The 19,064-nt window shown below is 44.6% G+C and carries 20 protein-coding genes; 8 read left to right on the top strand and 12 right to left on the bottom strand.

Going from position 1 to position 19,064, the window contains the following annotated elements; all coding sequences use genetic code 11:
* Positions 1–241: 241 nt before the first annotated feature.
* The 3 genes from Q9R46_RS18180 to Q9R46_RS18170 all read right to left on the bottom strand — a co-directional run bounded on the left by Q9R46_RS18180 (position 242) and on the right by Q9R46_RS18170 (position 2,213).
* Positions 242–1,507 (bottom strand): MFS transporter, encoded by a 1,266-nt coding sequence (locus tag Q9R46_RS18180; protein ID WP_311281195.1) that lies wholly within the window; start codon positions 1,505–1,507, stop codon positions 242–244.
* Positions 1,508–1,683: 176 nt separating this feature from the next.
* Positions 1,684–1,878, bottom strand: coding sequence for a hypothetical protein (locus Q9R46_RS18175; RefSeq protein ID WP_090924107.1), 195 nt, complete (start codon positions 1,876–1,878; stop codon positions 1,684–1,686).
* An 83-nt stretch (positions 1,879–1,961) separates the two neighbouring features.
* The gene (locus tag Q9R46_RS18170; protein WP_090924108.1) at positions 1,962–2,213 is read right to left on the bottom strand and encodes a hypothetical protein; all 252 of its coding nucleotides are present in this window, start codon (positions 2,211–2,213) and stop codon (positions 1,962–1,964) included.
* A 251-nt stretch (positions 2,214–2,464) separates the two neighbouring features.
* On the opposite strand from Q9R46_RS18170, the gene Q9R46_RS18165 reads away from it, so the two are divergent.
* From Q9R46_RS18165 to Q9R46_RS18145, 5 genes are all read left to right on the top strand, one after another.
* Positions 2,465–3,574, top strand: a complete 1,110-nt coding sequence (locus Q9R46_RS18165) for an ABC transporter ATP-binding protein (RefSeq protein WP_145333567.1) — start codon at positions 2,465–2,467, stop codon at positions 3,572–3,574.
* Positions 3,564–4,397, top strand: a complete 834-nt coding sequence (locus tag Q9R46_RS18160) for an ABC transporter permease (RefSeq protein WP_090924110.1) — start codon at positions 3,564–3,566, stop codon at positions 4,395–4,397. The genes Q9R46_RS18165 and Q9R46_RS18160 overlap by 11 nt, the downstream gene beginning before the upstream one ends.
* Complete coding sequence (locus Q9R46_RS18155) at positions 4,372–5,181, top strand: ABC transporter permease (protein ID WP_110895773.1); 810 nt, start codon at positions 4,372–4,374, stop codon at positions 5,179–5,181. Before Q9R46_RS18160 ends, Q9R46_RS18155 begins: the two co-directional genes overlap by 26 nt.
* Positions 5,178–6,251, top strand: a complete 1,074-nt coding sequence (locus Q9R46_RS18150) for an ABC transporter substrate-binding protein (protein WP_311281194.1) — start codon at positions 5,178–5,180, stop codon at positions 6,249–6,251. The genes Q9R46_RS18155 and Q9R46_RS18150 overlap by 4 nt, the downstream gene beginning before the upstream one ends.
* Positions 6,252–6,620: 369 nt before the next feature.
* Complete coding sequence (locus Q9R46_RS18145) at positions 6,621–7,340, top strand: CPBP family intramembrane glutamic endopeptidase (protein WP_311281193.1); 720 nt, start codon at positions 6,621–6,623, stop codon at positions 7,338–7,340.
* A gap of 332 nt (positions 7,341–7,672) precedes the next feature.
* Here the strand turns inward: Q9R46_RS18145 and Q9R46_RS18140 are convergent, their stop codons facing one another.
* Positions 7,673–8,173 carry a hypothetical protein gene (locus Q9R46_RS18140; RefSeq protein ID WP_311281192.1) on the bottom strand — a complete coding sequence of 167 codons (501 nt, stop codon included), beginning with the start codon at positions 8,171–8,173 and terminating at the stop codon, positions 7,673–7,675.
* A 125-nt stretch (positions 8,174–8,298) separates the two neighbouring features.
* Positions 8,299–9,360: an AraC family transcriptional regulator gene (locus Q9R46_RS18135; RefSeq protein ID WP_311281191.1), complete on the bottom strand. Its 1,062-nt coding sequence runs from the start codon at positions 9,358–9,360 to the stop codon at positions 8,299–8,301.
* 134 nt (positions 9,361–9,494) lie between these two features.
* Between Q9R46_RS18135 and Q9R46_RS18130 the strand changes: the two genes are divergently transcribed.
* On the top strand, positions 9,495–10,082 hold the full coding sequence (locus tag Q9R46_RS18130; protein ID WP_311281190.1) for an NAD(P)H-dependent oxidoreductase: 588 nt from the start codon (positions 9,495–9,497) through the stop codon (positions 10,080–10,082).
* A 177-nt stretch (positions 10,083–10,259) separates the two neighbouring features.
* Here Q9R46_RS18130 and Q9R46_RS18125 read toward each other — a convergent pair whose 3' ends face one another.
* From Q9R46_RS18125 to Q9R46_RS18110, 4 genes are all read right to left on the bottom strand, one after another.
* Positions 10,260–11,261, bottom strand: a complete 1,002-nt coding sequence (locus Q9R46_RS18125; RefSeq protein ID WP_145333560.1) for a cation diffusion facilitator family transporter — start codon at positions 11,259–11,261, stop codon at positions 10,260–10,262.
* A 181-nt stretch (positions 11,262–11,442) separates the two neighbouring features.
* Positions 11,443–12,054 (bottom strand): SMI1/KNR4 family protein, encoded by a 612-nt coding sequence (locus Q9R46_RS18120; RefSeq protein ID WP_311281189.1) that lies wholly within the window; start codon positions 12,052–12,054, stop codon positions 11,443–11,445.
* A 290-nt stretch (positions 12,055–12,344) separates the two neighbouring features.
* On the bottom strand, positions 12,345–13,118 hold the full coding sequence (locus Q9R46_RS18115; protein WP_311281188.1) for a DODA-type extradiol aromatic ring-opening family dioxygenase: 774 nt from the start codon (positions 13,116–13,118) through the stop codon (positions 12,345–12,347).
* On the bottom strand, positions 13,115–13,792 hold the full coding sequence (locus Q9R46_RS18110; RefSeq protein WP_311281187.1) for an alpha/beta hydrolase: 678 nt from the start codon (positions 13,790–13,792) through the stop codon (positions 13,115–13,117). Before Q9R46_RS18110 ends, Q9R46_RS18115 begins: the two co-directional genes overlap by 4 nt.
* Positions 13,793–14,083: 291 nt before the next feature.
* On the opposite strand from Q9R46_RS18110, the gene Q9R46_RS18105 reads away from it, so the two are divergent.
* A complete protein-coding gene (locus Q9R46_RS18105) occupies positions 14,084–14,452 on the top strand; it encodes a glyoxalase superfamily protein (protein ID WP_311281186.1) in 369 nt (122 codons plus the stop codon).
* 41 nt (positions 14,453–14,493) lie between these two features.
* Complete coding sequence (locus Q9R46_RS18100) at positions 14,494–15,042, top strand: helix-turn-helix domain-containing protein (protein ID WP_145333555.1); 549 nt, start codon at positions 14,494–14,496, stop codon at positions 15,040–15,042.
* A 379-nt stretch (positions 15,043–15,421) separates the two neighbouring features.
* Here the strand turns inward: Q9R46_RS18100 and Q9R46_RS18095 are convergent, their stop codons facing one another.
* The 3 genes from Q9R46_RS18095 to Q9R46_RS18085 form a co-directional block, all read right to left on the bottom strand.
* A complete protein-coding gene (locus tag Q9R46_RS18095; RefSeq protein WP_311281185.1) occupies positions 15,422–17,557 on the bottom strand; it encodes an ATP-binding protein in 2,136 nt (711 codons plus the stop codon).
* Positions 17,558–18,709: 1,152 nt separating this feature from the next.
* A complete protein-coding gene (locus Q9R46_RS18090) occupies positions 18,710–18,841 on the bottom strand; it encodes a hypothetical protein (protein WP_311281184.1) in 132 nt (43 codons plus the stop codon).
* Positions 18,834–19,031 (bottom strand): hypothetical protein, encoded by a 198-nt coding sequence (locus Q9R46_RS18085; RefSeq protein ID WP_311281183.1) that lies wholly within the window; start codon positions 19,029–19,031, stop codon positions 18,834–18,836. Before Q9R46_RS18085 ends, Q9R46_RS18090 begins: the two co-directional genes overlap by 8 nt.
* Positions 19,032–19,064: the final 33 nt, after the last annotated feature.

Raw genomic sequence — 19,064 nt, 5'->3', positions numbered from 1 at the left:
AAACCTATACCTGATGAGTTTATCCGTGGATGATCAAAGACTCGTGGTAATAGCTCTGCTTTTTTGCTTCGGTTTCGGTTGAGCACAGAATCGTTGATGATGAATACCCGAACACGCGTAAACTGCCTCACAATACAGATCCCTACATAAAACGCAAAATCGTTGAAAATACATAAATAAAAGAAGTTTCTTAAGATAAAGCCTTGATCAAGTTTACTTTTCACTTAAAAGAACTGCTACGTCAGCTCTCTTTCATCCGATACCTGCTTCGCATGATGGCTTGAACGGCGATGGCTGCCGCGATCAGAACAAGATTAAAGACAAATACAGCATATAGAGACAAGGTCTCCATCAGAAGTGCTGCGAGTAGAGGAGATACCATAGAGCCGATCTCCGCAGACGAGACAATTTTACCAATGACAGAGCTTCGATTCACTTCAGGAGTGTGATCCCCAATATGTGCAAAAAAGGAATCCATGTAACAAGCCCCGCCAATGCCACCGACGAACATGCCAATGTACACCCAGAGGTGGACAGATGTACTTAGAAAAACAACGACTTCAACGCCGATCAGGAACATGCCCAGCATGCACAGCAGGAGCCGATCACCCAAGCGGTCGGAGAGAAAACCGACAAAAGGGGCAGCCGCAAGCGTAGAAATACCGGCTATGGTAAAGGCCAGACTGGCAGAGAAGGTATCCCACTGCATGATTTGAGTTGCATAGAGTGCAAAATACGTCAAGAAAACGGCATAGGCACTCATCTCCAGGACATGCACCGTTATGTATCCTGTAAGTGGGACAGAAATAGGACCTGTGCCATTACTTGGGCAAGACTGTGTATTATTGGAGGCATACTCCTGAGCGATCTTTTCTTGACGTGAAGTTTGATCTGCAGGAGCCGAAGAGAGAACTTCACTATCCTTCGACTCTAGAATGGGTATTGAGCCAGATGATCCATACGTTGTTTTGTTTTGCATACCCATAACAACAACCATGGCGATCAGACAACAGCATGCAACCAGCCAGAACGGAACGGACAGCGGTACGTGGAGCGTAAGCCAGCCGCTGATGACCGGCCCTAGGATCATGCCCCCACCCTCACTACTACTGATGTATCCGTTGTATAGTCCCCGGTTATCGCTATTTCCTCCGTCACTGATGATGGAGCGTACGATGACGGTCAGCCCGGTTGAAGCCATTCCTTGCAATAGCCGCAACAGGCCAAGGAACAGGGGCGTAGAGGCAATGGCAAAACCAGCTGTACATATGGCGAGCATCAGCAACATAAGGACGAGAGATATTTTGACCCCTACATGGCGATAGAGAGCAGAGGCAGGGAGCCCGCCGGCTACTTTACCTAAATAGAACAATCCGAAAATGAACCCCATCTCCCAGCCAGATAGGCCAAGTTGGTCGATATATACCGGAAAGAGGGGCAGAATCATAAATCCCCCCATCTGGCTAAGAAAACAGACACTCATCAAAAGGGGTAAATTACGACGCATTTCCATGGTCTTCCTCACCTCAACTCCATGATATGGAGTCCCGGCATCATTCATTCTTTTTGAATCACTTCGAAAAACTAAAATAACTCAAAAAGGAACGTAGCAGATGTAACTGCTACGTCTTCTTGTGAGACTTATGCTGCGAAATTTACATCAATGCTGAACAGGGTTTCCCATCAGTGATGATGGTGAGGGTGTTTATTTTCGTGGTCAGGTATAACAACGTTAACAACGGTTTTTTGAATATGTGTTGCATGGTTTGTGTTTTCTGCATTGTTTTTAGATTTGTTTTTCGCACGATTTTTAGAAATGAGTTTGCTTTTGTTGGCAGCTTTGCTTTTTGGAGAGAGCGGTGAGAAGAAGTTAGTCATGGTAAAGCCTCCTTCATTAATATACGTTTTATTTTTTGAATCTATCAACTCGTATGGGTGAGCCAACATATTGGAATGGATAGTTACCAGTAAGGATTGCAGCCGGGATTGCAGTGATGGTGATGATGGTTGTGTGGATGATGGTGGTGGTGATGTGTATCTTTCTCTTTAGATTCAGGCAGAATGACGTTAACGACAGTTTCCTGAATATGCTCTGACTTGCTTGTGTTACCTGCGTTGTTTTTAGATTTGTTTTTCGCGCGGTTTTTGGATACCAGTTTGCTTTTGTTGGCAGCTTTACTCTTTGGAGAGTGTGGGGACAAGTAGTTAGCCATGAAGAATACCTCCTTGTGATGGATATACGTTATACTATTCCGAATCTATTAATTCGTTTGTATAGAAGACTAATTCATAAGAAAATAGATTTATTGCCATATTATTAATATCTGTAACGTACGCGCGTGACCTTTCAAAACAAAAGAAAATGGGTTAAATTATTCATATTCGAGATATGACTTAATTAAAGTCGTGTATAATAGGTAAGGTTTCTTAGGATCTACCCAAGGATAAGGGGGCGACGTGAAGCATGTCAGAACAACAACCGATCATTCGGTTCGAGCGGGTGACACAGCAATATGACCAGGATGAGGCTGTATTGAAAGCTGTCAGCTTTGAGATTGAACGTGGGAAATTTTATACGCTTCTCGGTCCGTCCGGTTGCGGTAAAACAACGATATTACGGCTGATTGCCGGCTTTGCGGAGCCGACCGAGGGCAGCATTTATTTTAACGGCGCATTGATTAACAAGGTGCCTGCGCATCAGCGTCAGGTGAATACGGTATTTCAGGACTATGCGTTATTTCCACATTTGAATGTATTCGAGAACGTGGCCTTCGGCTTGCGGATTAAAAAAATGAAAACATCCGAGATTCGTAGCAAAGTGCTCGAAGCTCTCAAATTTGTTAATCTGTCCGGTTATGAGAACCGGGAGATTGGCGAGATGTCCGGCGGACAGCGCCAGCGTGTGGCGATTGCCCGCGCGATTGTGAACGAGCCGGAAATTTTGCTGCTGGACGAGCCTTTGTCAGCGCTCGACCTGAAGCTTCGTACCGAGATGCAGTACGAGTTACGGGAGCTGCAGCAGCGGCTGGGTATTACGTTTATTTTTGTCACGCATGACCAGGAAGAAGCACTCGCGATGTCGGATGAAATCTTTGTCCTGAACGGCGGTGTCATTCAGCAGAGCGGTACGCCGAATGATATTTATGATGAGCCGATTAACCGCTTTGTTGCGGACTTTATTGGAGAGTCGAATATCGTGGCTGGCAGGATGAAGCAGGACTTTGTCGTTGAGTTTGCAGGTGCACAGTATGAATGTGTCGACCAGGGTTTGCAAGCGGACGAGCCCGTTGAGATTGTTATCCGCCCGGAGGACTTCGAGATCACAACCGAGGAGCAGGGCAAGCTCAAGGTGAAGGTAGACTCGCAGCTGTTCCGCGGCGTGCACTACGAAATCTCGACCTACGATGACGCAGGCAACGAATGGTTGATTCATTCGACGAAGAAAGCGGTCGTGGGATCGCGCATCGGGCTTTATTTTGACCCGGAAGCCATTCACGTCATGCGTTTCAACGAAACCGAGGAAGAGTTCGACAGACGACTCGAAGCTTACCAAGAGGCCGCTCATGCAGACTAAAGCCAGCACGCGCAATGCGTATCTGATTCCCTATGTGTTATGGATGGTGTTGTTCGTTGTAGCGCCGGTGTTGCTGGTCATCTATTATTCGTTCTTTGATGTGGAGGGCAACTTCACACTGGGCAACTATGCGCGGTTCTTTACGCCAGTGTATATGCAGATGACGCTTAGCTCATTCTGGTACGCATTTCTGATCACGGCGTTCTCGCTGCTGATCTCGTATCCAACGGCATATATGTTGACTCGGACGAAGCATAAGCAGCTGTGGTTGTTGCTGATTATTTTGCCAAGCTGGATCAATCTGCTGTTAAAAGCGTACGCCTTTATCGGCCTGTTCGGCACATACGGTCTGACCAACTCCCTGCTGGAAGTGGTGGGCATTGGGACGCAGCAGATATTGTTTACCGATTTCAGCTTTATCTTTGTTTCGGTGTACATCTTCATTCCGTTTATGATTCTGCCGATCTTTAACGCGCTGGAAGAGATGAATCCGTCCCTGATCTATGCTGCACGGGATCTTGGCGCTTCATCCTGGCTGACGTTCCGCCGCGTGATCTTCCCGCTGACGATCAGCGGGGTGAAATCAGGCTGTCAGGCGGTATTCATCCCGGCGCTGTCCCTGTTTATGATTACCCGCCTCATTGCGGGGAACCGTGTTATTACGCTGGGTACAGCGATTGAGCAGCATTTTCTCGTTACCCAGGACTGGGGCATGGGTTCGACGATTGCCGTCTTTTTGATTATCGCGATGGCGGTCATTATGTTTCTGACCGGATCAGGCAAGAAGGAGGTGCGAAATGGGAAGAAACGGAAAGCTGTCTAATGTCTATCTGGCTGTTGTATTCGCCATTTTGTACGCGCCGATTGCCTATTTGATCTTCTATTCGTTCAATAGCGGCGGCCATATGCGGGGGTTCGAGGGTTTCACGCTGGAATGGTACCGGGAAGTTTTTGCGGACACCCGCTTGCTCATTATCGTGTTAAATACGTTTATCATTGCGCTGTTGTCCTCTGCGATTTCAACCATTTTGGGTGTGGCTGGCGCACTGGCGATTTATCATGTCCGTCGCAAACGGACCAAAAATACGCTGTTATCCCTGAACAACGTACTGATTGTTAGCCCGGATGTCATTATCGGTGCATCATTCCTGATTTTGTTTACGATGATTGGCATCAAACTCGGCTTCACTTCGGTATTGCTGTCTCATATCGCATTCAGTGTACCGATTGTTGTGATTATGGTGCTCCCTAAGTTACAGGAGATGAGCCCAACCTTGATGGATGCGGCTCGCGATCTGGGTGCAGGATCATGGCAAATACTGACGCGTGTCGTGCTGCCTTACGTGAAGCCCGGTATTTTTGCTGGATTTTTCATGGCTTTGACGTATTCACTCGACGACTTTGCCGTAACCTTCTTTGTGACAGGGAACGGCTACTCCACGCTCTCAGTGGAGATTTACTCCAGAGCAAGGCAGGGTGTGTCACTGTCGATTAATGCCCTGTCTACCTTGTTGTTCCTGCTCACGGTGTTGTTAGTGGTTGGATATTACTTCATTAACCGCCGTGCAACACGGATACCACCTGGAGGAAAGGGGTTGCGTCCATGAAACAGTTGGTACGAACATTCGCGCTTGTGTTTGTGGCCGCATTTGCCCTGATGATTCTGGCTTCGTATCTGAATAAAAGTCAGGGATATTCCGGTGGAAACACGCTGACGATCTACAACTGGGGCGATTATATCGACCCGGATCTCTTGAAGGAATTCGAAGAAGAATCTGGCATGAAGGTCATCTATCAGACGTTTGATTCCAATGAAGCGATGTTGACCAAGATTGAACAGGGTGGCACAACGTTTGACGTGGCGATTCCTTCCGAATATGCGATTAGCAAAATGAAAGAAGAGAACCTGCTCGTTCCGATCGACCACAACAAGCTGCCCAACCTGAAAAACATCGATGCCCGGTTCCTGAACTTGAACTATGATCCGGATAACCAATTCTCTATCCCTTATTTCTGGGGCACGGTTGGTATCGTGTATAATCCGGAGCTGGTGGGTGGCCTGACATTTGACAGCTGGAATGACCTGTGGGACCCGCGTTTGAAAAATCAGATCCTGCTGCTCGATGGTGCCCGTGAGGTCATCGGTATGGGGCTGAATAGTCTGGGGTACTCACTTAATGATACGAATGAAGATCATCTTCAGGCTGCACTCAAAAAGCTGTCTACCCTGACACCTAACGTAAGAGCCATCGTTGGGGACGAGATCAAAATGTTGCTTGCCAACGAAGAAGCCGCGGTTGGACTCGTATGGTCCGGGGATGCATCGGAGATTATGGATCAGAATGACAAGCTGGATTACAAGGTACCGGAGGAAGGTTCAAATCTCTGGTTCGACAGCATGGTCATCCCGAAAACAGCCAAAAACGTGGACGGCGCGCACCAGTTTATCAACTTTATGCTGGACCCGGATCATGCCGCACGCAACGCAGAGTACGTGGGATACTCCACACCGAATGCGGAGGCACTTAAGCTGCTACCAGAAGATATCTCGCAGGATGAACGCTTCTATCCAGACGAGACACTAACAAGCAAGCTGGAGGTTTACAACAATCTGGGCAAAAAAATGCTATCGCATTATAACGATCTGTTCCTTGAATTTAAAATGCATAGTAAATAATTGTCCTTCAGTCGACGCTAGCTGCGCGAACTGTAACGAATGCAACAAGTGCAACTCAAATACCCCTGAGCCTATGGGTGGCCTCAGGGGATATTTGACGTTGAGTGAATTCTAGGTTCTGAGGGAACGAAACGAAGAGCGTGGCAAAAGGTTTAGAACATAGCATTGATCCTAAGACCGCTCTGACAATTCTGGTTGCCGGGAACTTTATTTACACCCGTGCGTACTAAAGCCCATAACCCCGAATATGAAGAGTATATCGGGATGGAGGGGACGGAACGGATGAATTGGAGAAAAATCTCTGACTGTGCAGATGTGATGTTTGAATTGATTTTGTCTTACTAAAATGAAAAGGAAAGGAGGGGCTTGATGTTAGTCGTTATCGTGCTTGTGCTGTTATCTTGGCTCTTGCTTCGTTTCACGATCAAGCAACCGTTGTCTGTGCTCGGGTACCATCCGGCAGGGTTGCGTCTGCGGCAATTTGCCATAGCTTTGCTGTTGGGTATCCTTGTGTCCTCGGCGGTTCACTGGACAGAATCCCTGGTCACCATGTCAAACTGGAAGCTAAACCCGGAATATTCCTGGGCTGATTTTTGGAAAGCGAGTTGGTGGAACTTCAAGTCGGTCTGGTTTGAGGAATTGCTTTTCCGTGGTGCACTGCTTGTACTTATGATTCACGGGTTAGGAGTCCGATGGGGAGTCGTACTTTCTTCCATGGCGTTTGGAATGTATCACTGGTTCTCGGGCGGTGTGTTCGGAAACATCCCGATAATGATTATTGTATTTACAACGACCTTTATCATGGGCTTGGTTTGGGCATATGCGTATGCCAAAACCGGTTCTATAGCTCTTGCAGCAGGTAGCCATCTGGGCTGGAACGGAGCATCATCCATCCTGTTCTCTGACGGCCCGAACGGCGAGCAGTTATTCGTTCAAGTGACAGGCATAAGCTACATGCCACTTGCCGGAATACCTTCACTGATTTTCTTTATCGCGTCAAACGCGGCCCTGCCTCTGATCCTTTTTTTCTGGATTAAATACAATATTGCTATGCAATCAAAACCCAATGAACAGGCAGTTTCACCCTAATAAGAACAACAATAATAAAAAAAACATCCCTTGATCACGTATGGATCAGGAATGTTCCCTTTCTTTTACCTGCTCTAAAGCAATGGCTTTGAAGTGCGATATCCGATGAATATGAGATTACACGTTAACGGAGGGGACAGGACAAACGAAGGAAGCGAAGCGCTCGCCTGAAAGCTTTCTGGAAGAAAGCTACTTCGGAAGCATACGCTACCAACTGGATTTTCTCATCAGATAGGAGATTCAAAAAAATCCGGGAGTAACAGCGATCCGCAGTTGTTCTGTCCCCGGAGTGGCTTAGTGTAATCTAGCCAACCTCATCGGATATCATGCCACTACATATGCTTTTTGCGCCCCATGATGAGATACGCCCCGCCCACAATAAGCACTATCGCTACGACAGGTTGAATATAGCTCATACTGCTCAGTACGGAACCGATCGACATGACAGCGAAGAACAACAGGGAAAGAACCGTCAGAATATTGATCGGAATCAGCAACCATTTATTTTTGCCGCCAAACCAGTAGAGTTCAAACAAACCGACCGCTGGCGCCAGAATGAAGCCCGGCCACATGGTGCCCCAGTTACCAAACAGCATCGCGATCTGGCATACAATACCCACGGCCAGCAGCAAGCCGCCGGGAACGAGCAACCCAACGCCACGGCCAATCATGGCGAAGTATAGCCAGTGGAAGAACAGTCCAAGCGGAATCACAAATAACGTAGGCCAGAAAGTAGCAAAGATTGTTCCTGGACCCATGGTGCCGCCTTGATTCAGAATCAGGTATACACCAAGCAAAATCAGGACAGGTGCAAGAATCGTACGTTTAGCCATAATTTCTCTCCTTTTGATTGTGGAATCTTTCATCCGTGCAATATGTATCATCACTTTCGTTATACACAGCATACCACGAACTGGAAAAGGGGAACCTCCGTCTTTGGCGTTAAACTTATCCTAGACTAAAGTCTAGGTATGGGGTTACGGTTCTCTCCCTGCCGAATCGCCAGATTAGCCCGGTATTGTCCCGGAGTCTGTCCTGTCCACTTTTTGAACGCATTCTGAAAAGCACTTTGTTCTGAAAAATGCAGGGCATAGGCGATATCGCCGACAGCATAGTTGCCTCTTTGTAAATAATGCAGAGCCATTTCCTTCCGTACCTGAACAGAAATTTCGTTAAACGTTGTACCTTCTTCACGCAATCTGCTCTGTAGTGTGCGAATGCTCACGCCGAGATGTGCTGCCGTGTGTTGTAATGTGGGGAAGAAGGAAGGCAGACTCTCCGTGATTAAGCGGCTTACTTTGCTGGAGAAGGGCTGAGAGGCATACAGGTCTGCCCGGGTCTCCTCCGCCATGGACTCGAAAATCTTCAACATCCTGGCATCCGAATATAAAACGGGCAACGTCAGGACCTCTTTGGATAGACGCAGCAGGGTTTGGGTAGCACCGAACTCGGGAGTGACCCCAAGGGAGTTCACGTAAACAGACAGATCACCTGCCCCGTCAGGGGCTTCGTGACGGAATTGGACTTCTCGTACCACGGCCCGATGATTCGCCAGCTTGTTGATCAGATGTAATACCGAAACAGCCATATCCTCTACGCAATGGCGAGACATGGGAATTTCTTCATTTTGCACAGACAACTGAATGATCACATCCGGCCCATCGACCTTCCACTCCAGTTGAAATCCACTATACAAAATATCGTTATACCGCTGGTACGCGCCAAGCGCGTCACCAATCGTTTTGGAGTGCATCATCACATATCCGGGCAGACTTAAATCCGCAAAATCCAGCCGCCCACCCTGGTTTAATCCAAAATAGGGATCATTCGCATAATCAGCAGCACGCCGCATGATCCGTTCCAATTCAGTGACGGGAATCCGGGCATCCGGGTTCTCCAGGATGGAGGGGTCTACATCGATGTCTTTAAAAAAGGATTCCGTGTCAAAACCTTTGTGTACCAGCGTTTTCAAAATAGGATATACCATGGATATCGGGACACTTTGATTAAGATGTTTCATAATTCCTCCGTTTGCGCGAATCCGCAATGATTCAGCGCCCTTGATCATTTGTTTATGCCTTCGTTCGCTCTATGCTTGTGATATGTCCGTTTCATCGGTCTTCATAGATCATATTATACAGGAGGAACACAAGTATGAATGCAAATAAAATTGTTATCATTAATGGTCATCCCGATCCGCAAAGCTATTGCAAGGCGTTGTCACAGTCTTACGCAGCCGGAGCGAGGAAATCGGGAGCTACAGTGAAGATAATCGATCTGAGTGAGATCGAGTTCAATCCGAATCTTCGATATGGTTATCGGCAGCGAACCGAACTGGAGCCTGATTTGCTGAAAGCACAGGAGTTGATCCGTTGGGCCGAACATTTGGTGTTTGTTTATCCGACATGGTGGGGAACGATGCCTGCTGTCATGAAAGGTTTTTTTGATCGGGTCTTTCTGCCTGGATTTGTCATAAAATATCGTGACAATTCGCCTCTGTGGGACAAACTTCTAAAAGGCAAGTCTGCACAGTTGATTGTGACTTCAGATACGCCACGTTTGTACAATATATTGGTATATCGAGAATCAGGGCATCGAATCATGAAATCCAACATCCTTAAATTCACTGGAGTATCTCCGGTACGTGTCACCGAGATTAGCCCGATCCGTAAGTCCACGGACGAATTTAGACAGAAATGGCTGGATAAGGTGAATAAAATGGGAATGAAGCAGGCACGGTGATCCGGAGAGGGATAGCCATATTAGATGAGCATCGCACATGAGGAATAAGGAACAGAGGGACAGGAGATAAAAAAGATCGAAGAATACAAAAGAAACGAAGCAGAACACACCCTGCTTCGTTTCTTTGTTGTACAGATGAAGCAGGGATATGTTAGCTAGTATCCTGCGATTTCACTGCTATTTGATAACATCCGAATGTTTCTTGCCCCAGCTGTTCACGCCGTCGTCTTCGATAATGGAGATCGCCGCGTCAGCAATATCCGGGTTTGTCATCAGTTTCTCCTGAATCCGGAACTTGATATCGTCCGCATCCGCGAGACTGAGTCCCTTGGTCAATTCAATTAGACCCTCGACATGGTAATATCGGCCTTCCTGAATAATTCGCATCATTTGAATATCAGCCACATGGCTGTCTGCCAAAATCGTCTGGGACACCTTGTCCTCGATATCCTGCGGTGCGGCGACACCGATCAGACCGATCATGTTGTCATAGCCGACACGGAAAGCAACGGCGATCATCAGACATCCGATGATGGTGGTGACAATCCCGTCCAGCAAAGCAAAGTTTGTCAGTGCAATGACAACAACAGAAACGAGCGCAAGCGTTGCTCCAAGCACAGCTACAACGTCCTCGTAAAATACAAGGCGGGTTGGAGGTGCGGCGCGCCCTACATTTTTAATCGCTGCAGGCACCAGGGCAAACCCTGTCGCTTTGGGAGCACGAGCTTCTTTCAAGATTTCCTTCATGGCTTTGATGAGGATGGCTCCATCGATCACAATATTAAGCACAAGCACACCAATGTTGATCCACAGTCCGCCCGAGTGACCAGCAGGATGCTTGAGTAAATGAATGCCTTCGTGAATGGTTTCATAGGCCATAATCGTCACCACAATAACGGCAATCATACAGAAAATGTTGATGACCCGTCCGAATCCGGTCGGGAAGCGGCGTGTAGGTTTTTTCTCGGATAATACACTTCCGACAAATACAAACCCTTGGTTAATGGCATCGGCCAGTGAATGCATTGCTGACGCGAACATGGCGCCGCTGCCACTGAATATAAAGGCTCCTCCTTTACATAGTGCAAGTACGGCGTTACCCGCCATGGCTACAGCAGAGGATGTGTTGCCTTTTTTGACGAGAGACATAAAGCTCTCTGACTTCGGTTGTTCAGCCACTTCGGTAGTTCCTCCCAGATATGTAGTTGGTGTAGAAAGACAGTCCTTCTTTCGGTAGCTTGTGCATTTCCACTAAATGTTATTATAACCGCCTTTACAACTCCCAGCATTATGAAAAAATGGTCATATCACTATCCAGACGATAATGGCTGTTCATATAATTGGAGTCATTCAATTTGACTTAGTATTCGATCACATCGATCTCACGCAAGTTACGATTGGATTGCTCCAGCAATTCGGTGAAGGTTCCGGCTACGTAATAGACAAAGTCAGGATCATGTTTGAACATAATGATCTGTCCATATGTTCCTTCCTCTGTCGGGTCAAAATCCATCATCAAATACAGCGAACCGCCTCCCAGCTTGCCAAAGGTAATCCATGATTTCTGATGCAAATAAGGCTTGATTCGTGGGTCCAGCTCACGCATTTCTTCTTCGGAAAAATAGTCTTCCATCCGAATCTCTACAGTACCGTCATGTTCTCTCTTCATTTGTTCCAGCGATAACATGTAGAAGACCATATCTTCATTTTGTGCGGCATCACCTGGAAAAAGGATGTGAAAGGCATATCCACTGCCGTTTTTACGTTTGTAAAATGTCCTGAAATCTGCCGGTAGTCTTATATTGTAATATTGTTCGAACGCATCAAGTTCCTCATCGGTTGCTCCTTCCTGTTCGCGATAGGCTTCCAGCAACTCCTGGTTCTCCTCATCCTGCACCTTTTCTTCCAGCAGCTCCAGCAACTCTTGCATGAGTTCATCGATCCGTTGTTCTGATTTTGGTTCTGACATCATGTTTCGCCTCCTTATGAGCGGTTCGCATGTCATACTCGTCTGGTAAATCTGATGATGAGATGGTTTCCCATTAGTATAGATTTACTCCGTAAGCTCGTACAAGAAACGATAGACCCAAGCGGGAGTCCTGAATAATGAACGAATATGGATGTGTAAAAGTGCACTTGTGTCTATGCAATTGCATTCAGCCTAACAATATCTCAAAAAAGCGTGAGTAGCAGGGTTTCCCCGTGACTCACGCTTTGGTCTCTATTTGGTATCTATATGTTTTAAACCAATCTCATGTTTCGTTATTCAAATCTCCAGCATGACAAACTCAAGTTGCCCAACTGATATGCCCGGAACAAGAGAGAAGCTTGTTTCTTCTCATCTCCTGCACCCATGGCGATCAGGATTGGCACAAAATGCTCTGGCGTAGGAACCGCTGCCTGTGCGGAAGGAGCAAGCTTGTCATATGCGAACAGGGCATTGGTATCCCAGCGCTCCAGCTTATCTTGAAGCCAGCTGTCGAATTCCATAGCCCAGGAATCGACACCTTGACTTTCCCAGTTCAGACGGCGCAGGTTATGCACGGTTCCGCCACTGCCAATGACAAGCACGTCTTGCTCCCGCAAAGAAGCGAGTGCTTGGCCTACCTGATACTGTTGCTCACCCGTCAGATAACGGTTCACGGACAGAGCAATTACAGGAATGTCTGCCTCGGGATAAAGCAGGCGTAGTACAACCCACGCTCCATGGTCCAGGCCGCGTACCTCATCCGTCTGTACTGAAATTCCCGCTTCGGTGAACAACTTGACGATCTCGGCGGTTGTTTCGGCATGTCCTTGCGCTGGATATTTGATCTGGTACAGTTCAGGTTGAAAACCGCCGAAATCATAGATCGTGTCATATGAGCCGGTTACAGCAGATACGAGCTGTGTCGTCGATTCCCAGTGAGCGGAGAACAGGACGATCGCTTTAGGTTTGGGCAGCTCCTGCCCAAGCTTTTGTAAAAATTCGGTGTACGCATTCTCCTCCAGTGCAAGTGAAGGAGCGCCATGGGCGATAAACAAAGATGGCATCATGATTCAGTCATTCCTTTCATATCTTCGGCATTGACCTGAGCATCCGTCCGAAGGAAGTGTTGGAGTTGGGCATATAACTCAGGGGTTACATGGTGACCCCCGCTGTATGGCACATACGTAACTTGATTCGTATAATTCTGGAAAAACGAAGCATTATCTTCACCCAGCTGTAACGGGAAAAGGTGATCCTGATCGCCGTGTGAGATAAATGCGGACAGGTTGGACGAAGGTTGCAAAGCATATTCCTCCTTAACAAACTGTGGAATGTATCCGCTCATAGCCACGATGCCTTTGATGGCATCACCCATCACCAAGGCAAGCGTCATCGCCATGATGCCGCCCTGACTGAATCCGGCGATATAACGCCGTGCAGGATCGATCGCATATTGCGCCGACAGCTCGATGATGAGCTGTTGCAGTCCTTGAACCGAGGCATCGTATAATTCGCGAACGGGATTGCCTATACTTTTGATCTGGAAATAAGCATAACCACCGCCCTGTACAATAGGCCCACGAATGGCAACAATAATAAAATCGGAAGACAGCGGCTCCATTAATCGAAGCATGTCCTGTTCATCTGATCCCATGCCGTGCAAGGCAAAAATAACGGGATATTGCTGGGCTTTATCGTAATGTGGAGGCAGCTTCACCTCATGAATATAAGTAGAATTCAAACCAATACACCTCCAGGTGGAATATGAGTTGCGATGAATCGAATGTATAAAATGAATGCATAGATCGAACCAATGAAGCAAATGAGTGGAAAGAAGTAATGACATGGATTAAACTAAAAACATAAAGTTCACTAATGTGAAAATAATATTCTTATTGATGAACAAAATTTATCATGCTTTTATTGTAAGGTCAATATTTTTTTTGTATGATGAAAATATGTTTTGTATAAGGGAACTTGGGTTGAGCATCGGATATGCACATTTATTTCTGTAGAGGAGGACGTGAAGACGATGATGAAAAAAATTGTACCTATTCTTCGAATTTTTGATGAAGCGAAGGCAAAGGAATTTTACACGGATTTCTTGGGGTTCAACGTGGACTGGGAGCATCGATTCGAGGCCGATATGCCGCTGTACATGCAAGTGTCGCAGGATGAGATTATTATTCATCTGTCCGAACATCACGGAGACTGTACTCCTGGTGCGGCATTACGCATTGAGACGGAGCATCTGGAGGAGCTGCATGAGCGGATTTCTTTGCAAAAATATAAATATGCGAGACCGGGTATCCAAAAAACGCCTTGGGATTCACGGGAGATGACCATTACCGATCCATTCGGCAATCGCCTTGTTTTTGTAGAGACAGCGGTTGAATCTTGATTTCAATGAAACGGTAGTTAGAGAGAAGAGAGGGCGGTCACATGGATATTGGCTTGGCCATTCGAACGATACGCAAACAGAAACAGATTACGATTATGCAGCTCTGTGAGGGGACGGGGTTGTCCAAAGGGTTTATCAGCAATGTGGAAAATAACAAAACGTCACCGTCCATCGCTACATTGGAAAGCATCGCGGACTATCTCGGCGTACCGTTGCCTTACCTGTTGTTAACGTCGGAGCAACGTATGAATGTGGTCCGCAAACATGAACGCAAGGAGACCACAGCAGGTAGCGGGCAGATCAAAGTACAGCAGTTAACGGCAAAAGGTGCGATGCGAATGTCCATTGTAGAACTGCCAGCAGGAGCTTCGACTGGGATCAGCAAACATGCGGGCGAGGAGAGTCATCTGGTACTGCAAGGTGTCATCCAAGCGAAGCAGGGGGAGGATGTCGAGACGCTGGAAGCGGGAGATTCGTTTACATGGAACGCGATTGTACCCCATGAGGTGACTAATATTGGTGAGGAACCCGCCGTTGTGCTTATTGCGGTGTCCAAGGAATTGGAGCTGGATCATCTGTTGAACAAGTAAGGTAAGTGAGGCGAGTGAAGAAGGGGACGAATTGTAAAATATGATGTATGCCGTCTGCTTTTGTTAGTCGAGAACTGATTCAGGTGTATTACAAAAGCATAAACAGGTGAGGGACACGTGTCCCTCACCTTGTTTTAGTCAGTCTGTAAATGTTTGCGAGTCGAGTCGAACTCCTGTCCAAAGATATGATACATAAGCTTGTAGGGCTGTAGTTACAGTTTTAATTTCCCCCGATTATCGCCCCGTAACAGGTTATACGTTGGTTCAGCCTGATTTTCTTCTTCAGCACAACCCAGGCGAAAATGTGACAGTATCCCACTACTTGTTAGATCCTAGTCCTGTCACATGGGCGAAGTAAAGTGAGAGCACACATCACAGTTTAAGTCAACTTATTCAATTCAACTTGAGTCGCTAGCATTAAACCATCAAGCACACATTGTTGCAACATAAAGTATAATTCTTCTAAATCTCCTGGATTTTGTCCTTCCAAATCTTTTTCTAAAAAGTCAGAAAGTACTTGATTTACTGCAGGCTTAAGTACAATATGCATATGATCGTTTCTATAAATTCTGATTCTCAAAAGAGCTTGAAACAAAACTGCATAGTTGTTTTTTATATCATCCCAAAAGTAATTTTTCTTTGCCATCGAGGAGGCATAGTTTTCAATAGGTTCAACAAAACATCTATTACAAACATTAATGAAGTGCACAAACTGATCGTATTTTTCGCAAGGCTCAAGTGTTGAGAAGCGGTCAGCTTCTGGAAAAGAGTTAGGCCCAAACAACGTGGGCATCCCCTTTTGCCTAATAACTTTTTCCAGTAATCTAATATCTTTAGAGATTGAAGTCTTTCTTCTTTCGATCCAGTCTTTTCTTTGCTGACCAGGTACTACGCTTAAAATTGTTTTACGCCCTTCTTTACTTGCTAATTCTATTCCAATATATCTTTCAACTACAGGGATTCTTATTTTAGGCAATTGATCGTTTTCATCGTATTCTAATAAACCGTATTCTCGTAAATGCTTACTTTGGCTACGATGATGAGGAGAATTTAAATAATCAATTCTTCTTCCGCTAGCTAGTAATTCTAGAAGCTTATATTCATCAGGATAAAATTCGATCAGTTCTGATAAAATATGTTGACAATAATCTACTAATTCAGATTCTCTACTATCCTGATCAGCTGTTAATTCATCCAGTTTAATAGTGTACGGTCTTTTAATACCATGACTTAATAATTTACTATTCATAATGCTACATGCCAGTCTAGTGAATAAGGGCAGACCGCCATACCTTTGAAAAATATATTCCATAGCATCTACAGAGAAATTAATCCCCATTTTCTTACCAAGTCGACGGACCATTTCTTTAGTTTCATCAAAAGTAAATCCCTTTAAATATTGTGAGGTAACGAGGCTGAAAAGAGGATTTTGAACACCATCTATAATGTCTACTTCTACCGCACTTGCATTAACTCCTGCTACCAAAAAAGTTAAATGTCTACTTTCACTTTGAGCAGCCCAAATTGTTTGCCAAAAATCAACAAAATCCTCGTGCCAATGCAAATCCTTTTTTGCTTTAAAGGATATCCACTCAATTTCATCAAACATTAAAACAATTTTTTGATTCGAAGGGGTAGTGCGAATAAATTCCACGAAAGAATCAGAAATGTTTTTTTCATCAAGTGAAAGTTCCTTAATACTTAAGGAAAACTTTTTTGAAATATCAATTATAATTTTTTGTAAGAGCTCATGCCACCTCTTCCTTCTAATTAGCTTGCAGTCATAATAAAAAACTGATCCTATATTTTGATCATCGATCACTCGACGTAACTTATACAAAACTGATGTTTTACCAGTTTTCCTCAGTCCAAATATACCTCTATTTTTCCCACTTTTAACTGAGTCAATTAGTGTAGTTACAAGATTTGATCTTCCAAAAAAATAAGTATCACTTATTAGCGGAAGCTTAAAATCAAAGAGATCCCGACTAAAAAATTGCAAATTTAATTCATTTCTTACAAAAAAAGAGTCACCTTTAGCCTCTCGAACTTCTTCCCCGGTTAGTGCTATGATTACTTTAACTTCATCATTATCTGCGGTATAACTCCTTACATATTCTTTTACATCATTGGATTCTGATACAAGAATCCAATTAAGCGTTTCCACTCGCCCTTTCGCCGGAAATTCTAAAAAGCAAGAATCTGCCGCTTGAATCGTTCTTGCTTCAATACGATCATAATTAGAATATACTAAAAGTACTGCATTATTAAATCCATACGCTTCCTTCATATATTCAACGGGGTTAAGTATATATTGAGATATTTCAGTATTGAATGCTCTTTTCCTACCTCCCCAAGTAACATAGAATCCATTTATAAAAGGCTTTAATATTTCTTCCTCGTGAGGATATTTTGCAAGATGTGACTCACGTACTTCTTTTCTTAGTCCCCCATTGAGTATAGGAACATTTTGATAAGTATCTATTTGTTTTTCCATGTCGTGATTATTATTCATTGCTTCTCCCCCTAAAATAATTTTACTGTGAATTAAAATATGCTCAAGGTCTTGTTTTTTAAATCAGAAGTGAAATCTTTTTGAATAGGACTTTGTTTATAGGACTGCCCTATTGTTAAACAGATTTTTTTGTAGAAGTGAATTTCCTGTATTTTACCTACCATAATTCGCTACCTAGGGTTCCTTACAAATTATTAAGCTCACACTGTGGTGAAGAACCTTAGATTAGATACAGCATGTGCTTTCAAAGAGTATTCCACATAGATCAATAAACTCCTTTATAAGAAGCCAAGCGATACTACACTTAGCTTTTGATTTTCCTTGCTTTAAATAACTGTATCTCACTCTAAACTAGCAACTATTACTTTCTGGTGGAGAACTAAATCTTTATCGCCAATCTATGATCAGCTAAATTTTCTGTATCTGCCTTTATACCCTGACCTCCAACGTATATTTTTTTTCGTATTTACAACATCACCGATCGTCTTTTTAACCCCATCATACTTTATAGTTTCTCCAATAACTCAATCTTCATTTGATCCAGTATTGTCTGATGATAAGGCTTTGTTTTTCCGCTTCTGAAAAAAAATATCCGATTCCAAACTTGTGTCCTGCTAAATCGAATAACAATGCTGACCGATATGGTACAACCGAGTATGTGTCATATGTATGATAAAAAAAAGTGTATACCTATGCCCAAAAAATCAACACTCTCTTAACTAAAGAAAGGGTAAAAAAAAGCTGCGTGAAAACAGAAATTGTAGCAACCATCCTCAGCACGACTAGGCCCCTGTAACTGTGAAGCAGTAATCGCACTCAGGACCGTTTCTTCTATCATGAACGATATGAAATTACTCTCAGAGATTGTGACAACTAAGCCTGTTCATAGTAAATGAAACCTTGAGTCTGAGTTGCTCTAACTTTAGTGTCTGAAATATCTTTGAAACTTACATTACCCCAAAAACATAACTAAAGTCTCCACTATTTTTAGAAAGTCCGTTTGTTTATCGAGATGAAAAGCCTCTTCCATACATCTTGCCTCTATTTTATGTATAAAGTGAATTACTAAAAGTAAGGCCATCATGCCATTTCGCCTCTAATAAATAATTTTTCCAACAAATTTGATAGAACCATCTATTTTAGCCTATGATCTTAAATCGCTCTTGCAATCTGATCGGGATCTACTAGATCACCAAGCCAATCTCTCATTTGCATACTAAGTGTGCTCTTTCCTGCCCCATTGGTTCCAGCAAACACAGTCATAACTGGTTTGGTTTTACTCATGATATTCAAACTCCTGGCGTCTCCCAGTAGCATCAAATACAATTTCAAATTTATTACCTTCAGCATCCTCACGAATGCGTTTGTTACCCTTTATATAATATATAGAGACACCAGATTCTTTAGCTCGTTTACGTGCATGTTGATTTGCCTTCTTTAAAATTTCTTGGAGCTGTTCTCGATTCTCAAACATCTTGAATCCCCCAACCCAAATGTCATTCCTAAA

Origin of the sequence: Paenibacillus sp. RRE4 (genome assembly GCF_031844205.1) — a bacterium.
In the GTDB taxonomy this organism is placed as follows: Bacteria; Bacillota; Bacilli; order Paenibacillales; family Paenibacillaceae; genus Paenibacillus; species Paenibacillus xylanexedens_B.
Note: the sequence above shows the minus strand (reverse complement) of the source record. Positions and strands in the feature narration are given on the sequence as shown.

Excerpts from the sequence above, each read along its gene's own strand:
- Q9R46_RS18095 (WP_311281185.1), bottom strand. The coding sequence starts at position 17,557 with ATGAATAATAATCACGACATGGAAAAACAAATAGATACTTATCAAAAT.
- Q9R46_RS18085 (WP_311281183.1), bottom strand. The coding sequence starts at position 19,031 with ATGTTTGAGAATCGAGAACAGCTCCAAGAAATTTTAAAGAAGGCAAAT.
- Q9R46_RS18140 (WP_311281192.1), bottom strand. The coding sequence starts at position 8,173 with ATGGCTAAACGTACGATTCTTGCACCTGTCCTGATTTTGCTTGGTGTA.
- Q9R46_RS18170 (WP_090924108.1), bottom strand. The coding sequence starts at position 2,213 with ATGGCTAACTACTTGTCCCCACACTCTCCAAAGAGTAAAGCTGCCAAC.
- Q9R46_RS18090 (WP_311281184.1), bottom strand. The coding sequence starts at position 18,841 with ATGAGTAAAACCAAACCAGTTATGACTGTGTTTGCTGGAACCAATGGG.
- Q9R46_RS18120 (WP_311281189.1), bottom strand. The coding sequence starts at position 12,054 with ATGATGTCAGAACCAAAATCAGAACAACGGATCGATGAACTCATGCAA.
- Q9R46_RS18135 (WP_311281191.1), bottom strand. The coding sequence starts at position 9,360 with ATGAAACATCTTAATCAAAGTGTCCCGATATCCATGGTATATCCTATT.
- Q9R46_RS18165 (WP_145333567.1), top strand. The coding sequence starts at position 2,465 with ATGTCAGAACAACAACCGATCATTCGGTTCGAGCGGGTGACACAGCAA.
- Q9R46_RS18160 (WP_090924110.1), top strand. The coding sequence starts at position 3,564 with ATGCAGACTAAAGCCAGCACGCGCAATGCGTATCTGATTCCCTATGTG.
- Q9R46_RS18100 (WP_145333555.1), top strand. The coding sequence starts at position 14,494 with ATGGATATTGGCTTGGCCATTCGAACGATACGCAAACAGAAACAGATT.
- Q9R46_RS18145 (WP_311281193.1), top strand. The coding sequence starts at position 6,621 with ATGTTAGTCGTTATCGTGCTTGTGCTGTTATCTTGGCTCTTGCTTCGT.
- Q9R46_RS18130 (WP_311281190.1), top strand. The coding sequence starts at position 9,495 with ATGAATGCAAATAAAATTGTTATCATTAATGGTCATCCCGATCCGCAA.
- Q9R46_RS18115 (WP_311281188.1), bottom strand. The coding sequence starts at position 13,118 with ATGATGCCATCTTTGTTTATCGCCCATGGCGCTCCTTCACTTGCACTG.
- Q9R46_RS18175 (WP_090924107.1), bottom strand. The coding sequence starts at position 1,878 with ATGACTAACTTCTTCTCACCGCTCTCTCCAAAAAGCAAAGCTGCCAAC.
- Q9R46_RS18150 (WP_311281194.1), top strand. The coding sequence starts at position 5,178 with ATGAAACAGTTGGTACGAACATTCGCGCTTGTGTTTGTGGCCGCATTT.
- Q9R46_RS18105 (WP_311281186.1), top strand. The coding sequence starts at position 14,084 with ATGATGAAAAAAATTGTACCTATTCTTCGAATTTTTGATGAAGCGAAG.
- Q9R46_RS18155 (WP_110895773.1), top strand. The coding sequence starts at position 4,372 with ATGGGAAGAAACGGAAAGCTGTCTAATGTCTATCTGGCTGTTGTATTC.
- Q9R46_RS18180 (WP_311281195.1), bottom strand. The coding sequence starts at position 1,507 with ATGCGTCGTAATTTACCCCTTTTGATGAGTGTCTGTTTTCTTAGCCAG.